Origin of the sequence: Xanthomonas euroxanthea (assembly GCF_903989455.1) — a bacterium.
GTDB lineage: Bacteria > Pseudomonadota > Gammaproteobacteria > Xanthomonadales > Xanthomonadaceae > Xanthomonas > Xanthomonas euroxanthea.
In genome coordinates, this window is sequence record NZ_LR861803.1 from 2,435,636 (window position 1) to 2,450,593 (window position 14,958).

The 14,958-nt window shown below is 65.7% G+C and carries 13 protein-coding genes; 5 read left to right on the forward strand and 8 right to left on the reverse strand.

All coding sequences use genetic code 11. From position 1 onward, the window contains the following. The first annotated feature begins 87 nt into the window (after positions 1–87). From flgA to H7A86_RS10350, 4 genes are all read left to right on the forward strand, one after another. Positions 88–732 carry a flagellar basal body P-ring formation chaperone FlgA gene (gene flgA, locus H7A86_RS10335; RefSeq protein ID WP_104648710.1) on the forward strand — a complete coding sequence of 215 codons (645 nt, stop codon included), beginning with the start codon at positions 88–90 and terminating at the stop codon, positions 730–732. Between the two features lie 66 nt (positions 733–798). Then, positions 799–1,110: a flagellar biosynthesis anti-sigma factor FlgM gene (gene flgM / locus H7A86_RS10340; protein ID WP_104582672.1), complete on the forward strand. Its 312-nt coding sequence runs from the start codon at positions 799–801 to the stop codon at positions 1,108–1,110. A 15-nt stretch (positions 1,111–1,125) separates the two neighbouring features. Beyond that, positions 1,126–1,458: a hypothetical protein gene (locus tag H7A86_RS10345; protein WP_024939614.1), complete on the forward strand. Its 333-nt coding sequence runs from the start codon at positions 1,126–1,128 to the stop codon at positions 1,456–1,458. A 153-nt stretch (positions 1,459–1,611) separates the two neighbouring features. Then, positions 1,612–2,838 (forward strand): ATP-binding protein, encoded by a 1,227-nt coding sequence (locus H7A86_RS10350; RefSeq protein ID WP_104582670.1) that lies wholly within the window; start codon positions 1,612–1,614, stop codon positions 2,836–2,838. A 145-nt stretch (positions 2,839–2,983) separates the two neighbouring features. Here H7A86_RS10350 and H7A86_RS10355 read toward each other — a convergent pair whose 3' ends face one another. Both H7A86_RS10355 and H7A86_RS10360 read right to left on the reverse strand, forming a co-directional pair. Continuing rightward, a complete protein-coding gene (locus tag H7A86_RS10355; RefSeq protein WP_039521514.1) occupies positions 2,984–4,705 on the reverse strand; it encodes an EAL domain-containing protein in 1,722 nt (573 codons plus the stop codon). 3 nt (positions 4,706–4,708) lie between these two features. Continuing rightward, the gene (locus tag H7A86_RS10360) at positions 4,709–6,841 is read right to left on the reverse strand and encodes a sensor histidine kinase (RefSeq protein WP_164739794.1); all 2,133 of its coding nucleotides are present in this window, start codon (positions 6,839–6,841) and stop codon (positions 4,709–4,711) included. 120 nt (positions 6,842–6,961) lie between these two features. Between H7A86_RS10360 and H7A86_RS10365 the strand changes: the two genes are divergently transcribed. Then, positions 6,962–9,748: a sensor domain-containing protein gene (locus tag H7A86_RS10365; RefSeq protein WP_180708106.1), complete on the forward strand. Its 2,787-nt coding sequence runs from the start codon at positions 6,962–6,964 to the stop codon at positions 9,746–9,748. Between the two features lie 1,071 nt (positions 9,749–10,819). On the opposite strand, the gene H7A86_RS10370 is transcribed toward H7A86_RS10365, so the two are convergent. From H7A86_RS10370 to H7A86_RS10395, 6 genes are all read right to left on the reverse strand, one after another. Then, the gene (locus H7A86_RS10370; RefSeq protein WP_104648712.1) at positions 10,820–11,104 is read right to left on the reverse strand and encodes a hypothetical protein; all 285 of its coding nucleotides are present in this window, start codon (positions 11,102–11,104) and stop codon (positions 10,820–10,822) included. Between the two features lie 82 nt (positions 11,105–11,186). Then, on the reverse strand, positions 11,187–12,464 hold the full coding sequence (locus H7A86_RS10375) for a methyl-accepting chemotaxis protein (RefSeq protein WP_180496970.1): 1,278 nt from the start codon (positions 12,462–12,464) through the stop codon (positions 11,187–11,189). A gap of 59 nt (positions 12,465–12,523) precedes the next feature. Further along, on the reverse strand, positions 12,524–13,138 hold the full coding sequence (gene hflD / locus H7A86_RS10380; RefSeq protein WP_119132000.1) for a high frequency lysogenization protein HflD: 615 nt from the start codon (positions 13,136–13,138) through the stop codon (positions 12,524–12,526). Next, complete coding sequence (gene mnmA, locus H7A86_RS10385; RefSeq protein WP_119131999.1) at positions 13,138–14,274, reverse strand: tRNA 2-thiouridine(34) synthase MnmA; 1,137 nt, start codon at positions 14,272–14,274, stop codon at positions 13,138–13,140. The genes hflD and mnmA overlap by 1 nt, the downstream gene beginning before the upstream one ends. Continuing rightward, on the reverse strand, positions 14,271–14,729 hold the full coding sequence (locus H7A86_RS10390; protein ID WP_104582665.1) for an NUDIX hydrolase: 459 nt from the start codon (positions 14,727–14,729) through the stop codon (positions 14,271–14,273). The genes mnmA and H7A86_RS10390 overlap by 4 nt, the downstream gene beginning before the upstream one ends. Then, positions 14,726–14,890, reverse strand: coding sequence for a hypothetical protein (locus H7A86_RS10395; RefSeq protein ID WP_180708107.1), 165 nt, complete (start codon positions 14,888–14,890; stop codon positions 14,726–14,728). The genes H7A86_RS10390 and H7A86_RS10395 overlap by 4 nt, the downstream gene beginning before the upstream one ends. Positions 14,891–14,958: the final 68 nt, after the last annotated feature.

The window sequence follows — 14,958 nt, forward strand, 5'->3', positions numbered from 1 at the left end:
CGACCGATTCCCCATTCCCGATTCCCGATTCAAAAAACAGGCACGCCACTTGCACTGCCTATTCCGTCTTCCTCCGGATCTGGTCCCATGCGCCTGCTCCTGCTTGTCATCTTGTTGGCTGCCGCTCCGGCCTGGGCCCAGAGCTATCAGTCTGTCGATTCCATCCGCGCTGCGGCACTGGCCACCGTTGGCCCGGACGCCGAGGCCGAGGCCACGCTCGATCCGGGCTTGCGCATGCCGGCCTGTCCGATTGCGCTGCAGGCGCAGCCGACCGGCACCAATACGGTGGAAGTGGCCTGTCCGCAGCCGGCTGGCTGGCGCCTGTTCGTGCCGCTGAAGGTGCGCCGCAATCAGGACGTGTTGGTGCTGCGCCGCGGCATCAGCGCTGGAGAAGTCATTTCGCTGGCCGATATCAGTATCGAGAAGCGTGACGCCGCACGCATCGTCGGCGCGGTGCTGGCCGATCCGGTGGCCGCAGTGGGCAAGAGCGCCCGGCGCATCCTGCCGGCCGGTTCGCTGCTCTCGGCCAACGATCTGGTGACGCAGCGGCTGGTCCGGCGCGGCGACACGGTCCCGCTGGTGTCGCGCAACGGCGGTCTGGAGGTGCGCATGAGTGGTCGCGCGCTGTCCGATGCCGGTGAGAACGAGCGGGTGTCGGTGGAAAATTCCTCGTCGCGCCGGGTGGTGCAGGGGATTGTCGAAGCGAGCGGGACCGTTTTGGTCTCCAGATAGAAATTCGCTATAAAGTTTTTTTTTGGCATGCCGTTATCCCCTACGACCTGTAGAGGAGTTCCTGACATGACACAGAAAATCGAAGGCAATCTACCGACCGCTGCCACCCTTCGCACCGCGGCCACGAGCAGCAAGATCGCTTCGGCCGGTGAAGACCGCGCGTCCCCGATCGCCGCATTGCCGCCGACCGACAGCGTCAAGCTGACCGGTGAGGCGACCAACCTGCAGAACTTGCAGCGCACGCTGTCGCAGTCCTCGGCGATCGACACCGGTCGCGTCCAGGCCGTGAAGGATGCGTTGCAGAACGGCAGCTATTCCATCAATCCGGATGCCATCGCCAGCCGCATGATGGATCTGAATCAGCAACTGGCGGGTTAATTCCCGACCCAAAGGATGAATGTGAACGAGTTCCTGCAACGTCTCAGCGATGCGCTGGCCGGCGAACGCCAGGCATTACTCGAGAACGACATCGATGGGTTGATGCGGCACACGCAGGACAAGCTGTCGGCGCTGCGCGCGCTGGAAGCGGCAATGCCCCAGGGCGAAGAAGAGCGGCTGCGCGAACTGGCCGAAGCCAACCGCGCCAACGGCGCGCTGCTGGCACGCCGGCGTCGTGAGGTGAACTGGGCGTTGCGTCATCTGGGCCGCACCGAGAGTGCGCCGTCCTACGATGCCAAGGGCCAGTCGAGCGTGCTGCGCGGCGGTCGTTCGCTGGCCGTGGCCTGACGCGCCACAGCGTGCCCGAGCGCACGCATAGGCCGCGCGGGCGGCGTGGTGGTGCAGCCTTGACGGGCCCGGTGTGCAGGAGCGTGGCGCCGCGCAATACGGGGCCTGGGCGGTTCGGCGTATATTGAAGCGTCCTCTACGCCGCCCTGTCCCGTGACTGCCAAGTTTTTTCTCAATCAAGCCTTATTACCGTCCTCGGCCATGCTGCGCGCTTTCGGCGACCAGATGCTTGAGGGCGTGTTGCTGTTCCGCGCAGACGGGCAGCTGATCCTGGCCAACGCCATCGCACGCCAGAGCCTGTGCAGAGAAGATCCCGCCGACGACCGCAATCTCGGCGAGCGGATCTCGCAGGTGCTGCCCTCGGACGCGCTGAATCAGGCGCGCAGCAAGGGCAGCTGGACCGGCAGCCTGCCGGTTGCCGATCGCGTGGTCATTGCGCATCTGTACTACAACGAAGAACAGGGCGTCGGGCACTTTCTGGCGCTGTTCCACAACATCGAAGGCCAGCAGGATTACGAGCGCGAGCTGCAGCAGCGCCACGCCGAACTGCGCCAGGCCTATCTACGTCTGAACGGTGCCCAGGACAAGCTGCTGCAATCGGAGAAGATGGCCTCCATCGGCCAGCTGGCCGCCGGCGTGGCGCACGAAATCAACAACCCGATCGGTTACGTGCACTCCAATCTGGGCAGCCTGCAGGAATACCTGCGCAGCCTGTTCACGCTGATCGAAGCCTACGAGCGCGCGCTGCAGGCGCCGGATCCGAAGGCGTTGATCCCGGAGATCGACGAGATCCGCAACCGCGCCGACATCGACTTCATCAGCCGCGACCTGCCGCAGTTGATGGCCGAGTCGCGCGAAGGCATCGAGCGGGTCACCCGCATCGTGCGCGACCTCAAGGACTTCTCGTATTCGGACCGTTCCGAGTCGTGGAAGATGGTCGACCTGCATGCCGGGCTCGAATCCACGATCAACATCATCTGGAACGAGCTCAAATACAAGGTGACGCTGGAGCGCAACTACGCCGAGCTGCCATTGGTGGAATGCCTGCCGTCCGAGCTCAACCAGGTCTACATGAACATGCTGCTCAACGCCGGCCAGGCGATTGTCGAGCGCGGCACGATCACCGTCACCACCGGCCGCGACGAGGCCGAAAACGTCTGGATCCAGTTCCAGGACAGCGGCGCCGGGATCGCCCCGGACCTGCTGCAACGCATCTTCGACCCGTTCTTCACCACCAAGCCGGTCGGCAGCGGCACCGGCCTGGGCCTGTCGATTTCCTACGGCATCATCAACAAGCACCACGGCCGCATCGATGTCGAAAGCGTCCCGGGGCAGGGTGCCAGTTTCAGGATCGTATTGCCGGTGCGGCAGCCGCGGTAGCGCTGCGCGCCGGGAATCGGGAGTGGGGAATCGGGAATCGGTAGAGCCGGGTTTGCTTGTGATTTGCGCTTGACGCGGGCGGTGAAAATCTTGGGAAACGTGCAGAGCCAGTGCGCTGCCGTACCGATTCCCCACTCCCGATTCCCTATTCCCTGCCGTTACGCAGCTCATCGTGCGTCCGGAAGGCCTGGCGAATGTGCTCGCGTAGCTCGTCGTCGTTCCAGGGCTTGGTCAGGAAGCGGTAGATCGCGCCGCGGTTGATCGCTTCGGTGACGGTGGCAAGGTCGGTATAGCCGGACAGCACCAGGCGCACGGTGTCTGGGTAGAGCATCTTGACCCGGCCCAGGAACTCGGTGCCGCTCATGTCGCTCATGCGCTGGTCCGACAGGATCACCTGCACGTCGTTGGTGGCGAGCAGGTCGAAGGCATCGCGCACGTTGCCGGCGGCCAGGATGCGGTAACCGTCGCGGCGGAACAGCCGCACCAGCGAGCGCAACACGTTTTCTTCGTCGTCCAGCAGCAGCAGCGTGCGGTCGGGGCGGCTTTCGGCGAACGATTCCGGGCGCAGATAGCGGCGGCGTAGCGCCATGCCGGCCGACTCGGCCGACATCGGTTCGCCAAACAGATAGCCCTGGAAGATGTCGCAATCGTTGCGACGCAAAAAGCCCAGTTGCGCCTGCGATTCCACGCCATTGGCGATCACCGTCATGCCCAACTGATGACCCATCGCGATGATCGCGCGCGCGATCGCCGCCTCGCGGCTGCCGGCCGGCGCGCTCTTGATGAAGCTGCGGTCGATCTTCAGCCGGTCCACCGGATAGCGCACCAGCGCACTCAGGCTGGAATCGCCGGTACCGAAGTTGTCCAGGCTCAGGCTGATGCCTTCGTTGCGCAGGTTGGCCATCGTCTCGTGGACGAAGTTGACGTTGTTGGTCAACGCGCTTTCGTTGATCTCCAGCGTCACGAACTGCGCCGGCACGCCCGCGGTCTGCAGCATCGCCATCACTTCGTTGAAGAAGCCCGGCCGCAGCAACTGCAGCGTGGACACGTTCACCGCGATGCTGAAATCGTCGAAGCCCTGGTCGCGCCAGAGCCGCGCCTGACGCACCGCGTTCTGCAGCACCCATTCGCCGATCTGCACGATCACGCCCAACCGCTCGGCGGTGCGCATGAAGCGTTCCGGCACCAGCATGCCCAGGGTGGGCGATTGCCAGCGCAACAGCGCCTCCATGCCGACGATGCGGCCATCGCGCGCGCTCACCAGCGGCTGGTAGCGCAGGCGCAGTTCGCCATGCGGGATCGCATCGACGATCTGCCGCGCAATGATGCTTTCGCTATGCGCGTTGGTGGTCGAGTTGCGGGTATACAGCCGCACCGTATTGCCGCCTTCGCGTGCGGCCTGGTAGCTGGCTTCCTCGGCGTAGTCGAGCAGGATCGACAGCGAGGTGGAGTGTTCCGGGCACAGGCTGATGCCGACCTTGCCGGTCATGAACAAGGTGTACGGCAGCACCGACAACGGCAGCTCCAGCTGCTGCCGGATCTCTTCGGCAAAATCTTCCGGCAGCGGGGTGTCTTCGCGCCGCACCGCCACCACCACCATCTCATCGCTGCCGTGGCGCCACAACTTGCCACGCGCGCCGAGGAAGTCCTGCAGCCGGCGCGCGACCAGCGTCAGCGCCTGATCGCCGACCTCGGCGCTCATGTTCTCGTTGATCGAGGCGAAGTGGTCGATATCGATATGGAACACCATCAACGGCGGACCGCCGGAGGCGGCAGCGTCCACCAGATGCAGCAGTTCGGGGTTGCCCGCGCCCAGGCGGGTGGGCTTGACGATTTCCAGGCCAGGCGGGATTACGGGGCTCCACATGACTTAACGTCCACCATCGTCGTGGACGGACTCGCCGACCGGGTGATAGGGCAGGCGCAACGTCACGCGCGTGCCTGCTCCGGGGGCTGATTCTATCGCGAGCGCACCGCCGACGGTTTGCGCACGCTCACGCATCACGATCAGCCCGAGCCCGCGCGGGCCTTCCGGCTCGAAGCCATCGCCGTCATCGCTGACTTCCAGGCGAAAGCTCTCGCTGTCGATCGAGTGCAGGCGCATGCGCACTTCGCCTGCGCAGGCGTGCCGCAGCGCATTGGTCAGGCTTTCCTGCGCAATCCGGAAACATGCTTGCTCGATCTCGTTGCCTGGCCGCACGTCCAGTGCCTGGATATCCAGCTCCAAACGCACCGGCGATGCGCGAAACAACATCGAGGCCTGCCAGCGCAAGGCCGCTTCCAGACCCAGCGCATCCAGCTGCGGCGGACGCAACAGCATCGACAGGTTGCGCAGCTTGGTCACGGTGCTGTCGGCCAGCGACACCACTTCCAGCAGGTCCTCGCGGCGCGCGTCCGGATCCGGTTCGTCCAGTGCGGCATGTGCGGACAGCTTCATCGCGGTGATGGCCTGGCCGATGTCGTCATGCAGGTCGCGCGAGATCGCGCGGCGTTCGTCCTCCTGCAGCGAGAACAGGCGCTTGGCCATCGCCTGCAGCTCGGCGTTGCTCTCGGCCAGCGCATCGCGCATGCGTTCGGGTTCGCTCAGGTCGCGCACCACCAGCAACTTGCAGCTGCGTCCGCCATAGCGGATGTCACCGGCCGACAGCCCGGCATAGAAGGTGCTGCCATCGCGACGGCGCATCGCCCGTGCGCTGGACACCGGCTCGTTGCGATCGCTGCCCGCGCGCAGGTACTCGCGCACTACCGGCAGGTCGCTGTCGCTCACCAGGGTCTGCAGCGGTTCGCCCAGGATGGTTTCGCCCTGGAAACCGAACTGCACCGACCCGGCGGCATTGGCATACATCACGTGCTCATCGGCCAGGATCAGCACGCCATCCGGCAGCACCCTGACCAGCTCGCGGAACTGCTCCTCGCGCTCGCGCAGCAACCGGCGCGATTGCTCGCGTTCGCTGACGTCCTGCAGCGTGCCATGGATATGCCGGGTGCCGTTCGGGCTGGCCACGCTTTCGGCGCGCAGATGGACGGTGCGCGGCTGCGAGTCGCCGCCGGTCAGCGGTAGCAGCACATCGATCTGCACTTCGCCGCCGGTGCACATGTCCTCGATCATGCGTTCGATCCGCGTCTGGGTGGCGGTGTCCGAGGCGGTCAACAGTTCTTCCAGCCGGTGGTCGCGCCGATGCATCGGCACGCTGCGGCCGAGCAGGCGATACACCGCCGGCGAGTAGCGTCCCAACCCGGTCGCGCAATCCAGTTGCCACGAGCCCAGCCGCGCGATGCCTTGCGCTTCTTCCAGCCGCTGCAGCGCCTCGTCGCGCAAATGCTGCGCCTGGCGTTCTTCGCTACGGTCCACGGTGACCACCAGGCGGGCGGGGCCGCTGGCCAGATGCAGCTGGTTGCTGCGGATCTCGACATGGCGCGAGCCGCTGCGGGTCAGCAGATCCTCGTGCAAGGTGCAGGTGGCGTCGCCCTTGGCGCGGATCTGGGTGATGATTTCCTCCAGGCGCGCGCCATCGGCGTTGGGCCAGATCGCCTGCAGCGTCTGCTGCAGAAATTCGTCGCGCTCCCAGCCGAAGAACTCCAGCGCCGCCGGGTTGGCATCCAGGATGCGCAGCGTGGCCAGGTCGTAGACCAGGGCCGGGCTGGGCAAGGCCAGGAACTTGGCCTGCAGCACTGCCTCCGACTGCGCCAGTTGTGCATGCTCTTCCACGATCAGCGCCACGAAACGGCGCAGCACCAGGTGGATCACCACGCTGGACAGCAGCAGAAAGCTCGCGTCCGACCAGCGCTCCGGCATGGCGGCGCCGGCCAGGTGCAGCAGCCGGTTGCCCAGCAGCAGCCAGATCACGCCGACCAGCAAATACAGCCCGGTCAAGGTCCACAGACCTTGCTGCAGACGCTCGGCGAGGCGAAGACGGGACACGGGAGCGGACGAAAACGCGGGCGCGGCGACAGGATGGGGCATGGGTCCGCGGACGACCTTTGGTGCTGGCGATGCAACCATCTTAGCCGCAACTCGGCCCGGTTCGGTCGAGCCCGAAACACGCGCCTCAACTAATCCAGGAAACGGCCGTTATCCATTGCGACTCCGAAGGCAGGGGTCGATTCTTCGGAGTGTTCCAGAGTGGACTCAGGCGTCATTGCAAGCATGCTGCAGCACCCGCTGACCTCGGCGGTGGTGTTGTTGGATGCGCATGGTCAGCCTCTGGCGGCCAACCGTGTTGCGCAATCGCTGGGATTGCCGGCCACCCTTGGCGCCTATGTGGAAGTCCTGGAAAGCAGTCGCGCCCAGGTGGCCAGCAGCGGCGGCATGACCGCCTGCGTGCTGCCGGGGGCCGGCGGCGGGCGCCTGGAAGGCTGGCTCCGCGCGGTCTGCGATGAGCATGGCCAGGTCATGGCCTTCACCCTGAGCATTCCCGAGCCGATGGGCGCCGACGGCACCAGCCGCTGGGAAATGGGCCTGGACAGCGCCGATCACGGACTGTGGGACTGGGATATTCCGGCCGATGTGGTCTACCGCTCCGAGCGCTGGACCCGCATGCTCGGTTACTCCGAGCAGCCGCTACCGAACAATCTCACCGCGCTGTCCGGGCTGATCCATCCGGACGACCACGCGCAGGTCAGTGCTGCCGTGCAGGCGCACCTGGACGGGCGCACCGATACCTATACGGCCGAATTCCGCCTGCGCCAGCACGACGGCCAATGGCGTTGGATCCTCGACCGCGGCCGCGTGGTTTCGCGGACTGCCGACGGCCGCCCGTTGCGCATGGTCGGCACGCATACCGACGTGCACCAACAGAAATTGCTCGAGCAGCAGCTGCGCGAGCAGCAGGCCCAGCTCGAAGAGGCCCAGCGCATCGCCAGCATGGGCAGCTGGAGCTGGGACACGCTCAAGGACGCGCTGTGGGTGTCGCCGGATTTCCTGCAGCAGCTCGGCATGACCGAACTGCGCCTGCAGGGCATCCGTGACATCCTGCGTCTGCTGGGGCGGCCATCGGTTGCACATCTGCGCAGTGCCTGGCGCAAGATCAAGCACGAAGGCGTGCCGGTGCATTTCGAGCTGGAGATCAACGGGCCTGCCAGCATCAATCCGCATCACCTGCGGGTCTGGGCGCAGCCGGTGTTCGACGGCAACGGCGCCATGGTGCGCCTGCTGGGCCAGTTGCAGAACGTCACCGAGCAGCGCCAGACCGATGCATTGATCCGCTGGCGCACCGAGCTGCTCAACCGCGTGTCTGCGCTGGGCAAGATCGGCGGCTGCGAGATCGAGGTCGACACCCGACGCATGCAATGGACCGAGGAGTGCTACCGCATCCACGGCCTGCGCAAGGAAAACATCACCCTGGAGCAGGCGCTGTCGCTGTACACGCAGGATTCGCGCGACGCCTTCGAGGCGGCGCTGCTGCGTATTTCCGACGGTGGCCTGCCCGAACAGCTGGAACTGTGTTTCTACCGCAATTCCGGCCAGCGGATCTGGGTACAGGTGCTGATCGAGCTGGACCGCCGCGAAGGCCTGCCGCCGCGTTTCGTCGCCTTGTTCCGTGACGTCACCCGCGAACGCGAGGCCAACGAGCGCATCGAGCTGCTGGCCCACTACGATCGCCTGACCGGTCTGCCCAACCGTTTCCTGCTGCGCGAGCAGGCGGAGAACGCCATTCGCGAGGCGCACGAGCGAGGCCAGGTACTGGCAATGCTGCTGATCGACCTGGATGGCTTCAAGAGCATCAACGATTCGTTCGGTCACGCCACCGGCGACAACCTGCTCAAGCTGGCCTCTGCGCGCCTGCATCAGCATCTGCGCAACAGCGACCTGTTCGGTCGCTTCAGCGACGACGAATTCATCGTGCTGCTGCGCGATCTCTCCGAACCGGAAGACGCCGGCCACGTTGCGCGCAAGTTGATCAGCGCACTTGGCGAGCCGCTGCGCAAGGACCACGTCACCCTCAAGCTCGGTGCCAGCATCGGCATCGCGCTGCAGGGCGAAGGCCTGTCGGATTTCGACAGCCTGTTGCGCGCCGCCGATGCGGCGATGTATGCAGCCAAGGAATCGGGCCGCAACACCTTCCATTACTACAGCCAGGACGTGCTGATGCGTGCACAGCGCCGCCTGGAGCTGGAACACGCGCTGCAAGGCGCGCTGGAGCGCGAAGAGTTCACCCTGGTCTACCAGCCGCTGGTCAATACGGTGGGCGAATCCTCGCCCGCGATCGAAGCGCTGATGCGCTGGAATCGCCCCGGCCATGGCCAGTGCAGCCCGGTCGAATTCATCCCGATTGCCGAGGAGTGCGGCGAGATCGTGCGCCTGGGCGAATGGGTGATCGGCGAAGCCTGCCGCCAGGCCGTGGTCTGGGATCGCGCCGGGCTCAATTTCAGCCGCATCGCCGTCAATGTGTCCGCGGTGCAGCTGCGCGAGCGCGGCTTTGCCGAGCGTGTACTGGAAATCTGCCGCGACAACGGCTGGTCGCCCTCGCGTCTGGAACTGGAATTGACCGAATCGGCATTGATCCGCGATTCGGATGCGCTGCGCCGCTGTTTCGAGCTGTTCGAACAGAATGGCGTGCTGTTGGCGGTGGACGACTTCGGTACCGGTTTTTCCAACCTGCATTACCTCAACCGCTTCCCGGTGCAGCGCCTGAAGATCGACCGCAGCTTCGTCCAGGGGATGCTCGACGACGCCAACACCGCCGAAGTGACCCAGGCCATCGTGCATCTGGGCCATGCGCTCGGCATGCAGGTGGTGGCCGAAGGGGTGGAGACGGTGCAGGAAGATGCACTGCTGCGCCAGCAGGGCTGCGACGAAATCCAGGGCTACTTCTATTCGCGGCCGCTGTCGCCGCGCGACATGGCGCAGTGGCTGCGCGAGGCCGAAGCCGGCATGCGCCTCGGTGCACGCCTGGTCATCGCCGGCTGACGCAACCTGTCGCAGGGCCTGGCGTCGTCCGGCTGTTCAATCGTCTGACGGTCCGCATACGCAAGTCAAAAGCTCGATGAGTCGAGGGCGCGATGCCTTCGTCACTTGCGGGATACGCCGTGAATCCCTCCCTGGAGGCTCCGTGGCGGCATCCATGCCGCCATGGGTTCGGCAACCGGCGAGGGCAACGCACCGAGAGTTGGTCGGTTACTTTAAAAGCTTGCCCGCTGCTAGGCTTTCGTTGGGAAGATGCCCCCAACTCCCGGCTATCCGGAGAGCGGACGTCATGCACCGCTTGCAACCATGCACACCGACCATCCCGACTGGTCCTTGTCCGCCTACCGTCGCGGGACCTTGAGCGGCATGGATGCCGCGCCAGAGCCTCCATGGACGGATTCACGGCGTGTCCCGCGACGGTGGGCGGGCAAGGACTCTGCAGCCAAGCTGCAAAGCTAGGCGCTCTAAACCTCACCTATCGGACTTCCGGAAAGGCACACGCTGCAATTCAGAGCAGGAGCTGCGTCGTGCCGGTGCAGCCCGCTCAGCATCCTGGGGACCTTGTGCGGCATGGATGTCGCTGAAGCGACTTCAGGAGCGGATTCATGGCGTGTCCCGCAATGGTGGGCAGACAAGGGCGCTGCAGCCAAGCCACAGCGCCAGGCGCTCTACACCTGAGCTATCACGCGCCAAACTACCGAAGGCACATGCGGCAGCTGCGAGCAGCAGGGGCGTCTCGATCCAGCCCGCTGACTATCTCGGAACCTGCGGCACGGATACCGCATAAGGGCCTCGAGCGATGGAGTCGCGGCGTGTCTCGTGACGGGGGCGGGGGCAAGAGTCCTGCAGCCAGGCCGTAGATCAGCCGAGCGAAGCGGGACATTGTTTCGTGGGATTCTTAGAGGTCGTCGAGCAGACGGGCAGGGGAGAGGTCACCCTGGTGCTGCAATCGAATGGTCGCCCATGCTCGGAGCCACGCATGGTGGCACGGCCTGGCGTACCAGCGCCACATGTCGGGCAGTGGAAACAACCGGCGGGGCGCCTGCCGAGGCACGCCCCGCCGTTGCACAGGTGTCAGGCTCCAGACACGCCGACAGCGGCGCCATCCAGACCCAGATCCCAGGCCACGGTCGCAAACAGCAGTTCTTCTTCGCTGCAGCTGCGGCGGGGGTTCTGCATTGCCTGCACTTCCGCACGGGCGGCATGCTCCAGCCGTTCCAGCGCGGCCGGCATGCGCACGCTGCGCAGCGCAGGCCGGGCAGCGTCGCTTTGCGCGATGCGCTGGGCATGTGCAGCCGCCAGCGCGGCTGATTCCAGCACGGCGGTGGATGCATCGGTGGGCGGGGCAAGTAGCGTCATGAGTGGATACCAGGTTGTTGCGGAACGACAAATCCCCGGAAGGCCGGGGAATGTCGGAATCAGGCAGTGCGTGGCAGCGGTCTTAGAACAGTTCGACCGTACCGGCACCCATGCCTTGCTGCGCCACCGGCTTGTGCGGCGGGCGCTCCCACTCCACACGCATGTCGCGCAGGCGGGTGGACACCTTCTGCAGCGCGGCGACCAGATCGCTGTCGTACACGCCGCCGTTACGATGCAGAAGTTCCTGCAGCGCCACCGCTTCACGGTTGATCGCGGTGAGACGATCCAGGTGGGTATGGATACCGCTCAGCGTCTGCGTGGCGATGTCCTCGAACTGCAGGGCGCGCACCGCTTCGGCCACGCTACCGTCGATGGAACGCGCGCACTCGGAGATTTCGCGCATGCCGTCGCCCAACGAGGCGTTGATCTGCGCGACATTCTCCAGCATCGCCGCCGATTCATGGCGGGCTTCGCGGGAACGATCCATGTGACGCGAGGCCAGCTGCGAGACCGTTTCACGGACCTTGGCGATCGATTCCTTGGAGCTGTGTGCCAGCTTGCGGATCTGTTCGTTGAAGGTGGTGGAACGCTCGGACAGATTGCGCACCTCGTCGGCGACCACCGCGAAGCCGCGACCGGCTTCACCGGCACGGGCTGCTTCGATGGCGGCGTTCAGGGCCAGCAGGTTGGTCTGGTCGGCGATCGACTTGACGTCTTCCAGCAGCGCGAAGATGCCATCCAGGTGCTGGGCCATCTCATCGATGTGGTGCACCGTGTTGGTACTTTGGCCGCTCACCTGTTCCAGCGCTTCCACCAGCTGCTCCATCCGGGAGCTGGCGTGCTGGGCGAAGCGGGCGACGTCGACACCGGCGCTGCCGTCGTCACCGGCACGGTCGACGATGCGGGCCAATGCCTGGCTTTGCTGGCGCGACTTGCGGTTCATCGCTTCGAAGCTGCCACCAAGACCGGACACGGCCTGGCGGATCAGTTCGCGGGCACGCTCGACTTCCGAGCGCGAACCGTCGACTTCGTTGCTGACGAACGTACGCAGTTCGTTGAGCAGCTGGTCCTGCTCGCGCAGGATGCGGGTCTGGTCCGGATTACGCCGGAACTGGGAGTAGGTCACCCAGGCAGCGAAACCGAGCCAGCTGAGCGTCATGGTCGCCAGGATCGCCCAGCGCACCGAAGCGGGCCAGTCGAATCCGACAGCGAAGGGAAACAGCAAGGTCAGGGCCAAAGGGGCGGCCAGACGGATAAGTGGACGTGAATACATGGGCGTTCTCGGCAGAGTCACGGTTGCTGTATCGGCCGTCCCCCCTGTGTCTTTAGCGACGATCGCCACATCGTCTCGCCCGTTCAACCGATGTTGACACGCGCCAGCGACCGCTGGCGCATGTGGCAACCCGAATTGTCAGGTGGTTAGCGCAGCGCGCGGTCCACCGCCTCGATCATTGCGCGCTTGGCGAACAGGAAATCCCACAGGCTGCCACCCATCTGCCGCCACAACACCGCCGAGCGGACAGCGGCCAGCAGCAACGCGCGGATTTCCGCAACCACGCCGGCCTGGCCCAGGTAATGCGGATTGCCCTGCACCATGACCTTGGGGCGCAGGTGGCTGATGGTTTGCGCATACAGCCCGCCGAGCGAATTCAATACGTCCGGATGGCCGCTGTCGCCCAGGCTCTGTGCCTGACGCGCGGCCGCCTCGATGCCCTTGGAGACCGTGGCGACGGTGGTGGTGTCGCGCACGAAGCGGCGCTCCAGCTGCAGCACCGCCAACGCAAGCCGCGGCAGGACCTCGTCCTGGCCCTGATTGTGGAAATAGTTATGCAGCAGCCGCAGGCCCGGTGCCAGGTCCGCTGGCGAGCCGTACACGGCCTCCGGCGAGGCCGCATCCACCCGGAACACGCTGTCCATGGCGGTACGCACCGTCGCAGCCTCCGAGTGCCCGGTGTCGGCGATCCGCCGCACCTGTTGCAAGGCCTGGGCGACACCGGCAAGCGCCAGTACGCGGTGATCCATGGAAGAACTCATCAAGCCACTACCTCAGGTGAAAAAGAAGATCCCGCCAATTGGCGTTCCAGCGGCGCATCGGTGGCGGCAATGACCGCGCCGCCCAGGCATTCCTCGCCGTCGTACAACACCAGCGACTGCCCGGGCGTTACCGCCCGCTGCGGCCGCTCGAAACGCACCTGCACGCTGCCATCGTCCTGCACCTGCACCGTGCACGGCTCGTCGGGCTGCCGGTAACGGGTCTGTGCGGTGCAAGCGAAGCTGCGCGCCGGCGGCGCGCCGGTGACCCAATGGGCCTGCTCGGACTGCAGCCAGCGTGATTGCAGCAGCGGGCTGTCACGGTCCTGGTCCACATACAGCACATTGCTCGCCACATCCTTGCCGACCACGTACCACGGCGCGGCGGCGCGTCCACGCACGCCGCCGATGTTCAGGCCTTCGCGCTGCCCTAGGGTGAAATAGAACACCCCCGGATGCTCGGCGATGCGTTGCCCCTGCGGGTCGCGGATCTCGCCGGTGCGCGCGGGCAGGTAACGGCCCAGGAACTCGCGGAAATCGCGCTCGCCGATGAAGCAGATGCCGGTGGAATCCTTCTTGGCATGCGTCGGCAGGCCGGCATCCTGGGCGATCCGGCGCAGCGTGCTTTTTTCCAGGTCGCCGATCGGAAACAGCGTCGCGGCCAGCTGGGTCTGTCCCAGCTGATGCAGGAAATAACTCTGGTCCTTGCCGCGGTCGGCGCCGCGCAGCAGGCGCCAGCGCCCGCCGCTGTGCGCCACCCGGGCGTAGTGGCCGGTGGCGATGCGCTCGGCGCCCAGCGCCTGGGCCGCATCCAGGAAATGCTTGAACTTGACCTCGCGATTGCACAGCACATCGGGGTTGGGCGTGCGCCCGGCCGCGTATTCGGCCAGGAAGTGCTCGAACACGCCGCTCCAGTATTCGCCGGAAAAATCGCGGAAATGGAACGCAATGCCCAGCACCCCGCACACCGCCACCGCATCGCGGCGGTCATCCTCGGCGCGGCAATCGCCGCTGCCATCGTCGGCCCAGTTCTGCATGAACAGTCCGGCGAGCGACTCGCCTTGCTGGGCCAGCCGCCAGGCCGCCACGGACGAATCCACGCCGCCGGAGACCCCGACCACGATGCGCGGCGTACTCATGCGACGTGCCGCACCAGTGCCAACGGATGGCGCTGGCCGGCCAGGTAATCGGCCACCACCTCCCACACCAACGGGCTGCGCATCCGCTCGGTGGCGCTGCGCAATTCTTCCGGCGTCATCCACAAGGCGCGCACCACGCCGGTGTCCAGGCTGCGCTCGGGATGGTGGGTCAGGGCCTCGGCGACAAACGCAAACCGCAGGAAGCACTGGCCGCTCGGGGCGACCCATTGGTAGGTGCCGATGAAGTGGGTCGGGCGCACATCCCAGCCGGTCTCTTCCAGGGTCTCGCGTACCGCCGCGTCGAGCAGGCTTTCGTCCGGTTCCAGGTGTCCGGCAGGCTGGTTCAACAGCAGCCGGTCACCGATGTGCTCTTCGACCTGCAGGAAGCGCCCGTCGCGCACCACCACGGTGGCCACGGTGACATCCGGATGCCAGCGTTGTCCGGAGGCGCTCATCGTTGCTGGTCCTGCTCGATCGAAGGGTTGCTCGCCTCGCCGGCGAGGGTCAGCGCGTGAAGTCGGCCCAGACGGCCGTTGGACCCTGCTTCGCGCATGGAGCTGGACAAGTCGGCGGTGAACGACGGCGCCAGCAAGGGCGCGGTCAGGGAATCGGTCATCAAGGGCCAGCCATGGAATCGGAGACAAATTGTGCGGGGCGCGGCGTAAATCGTCCAATGCGTGCGGC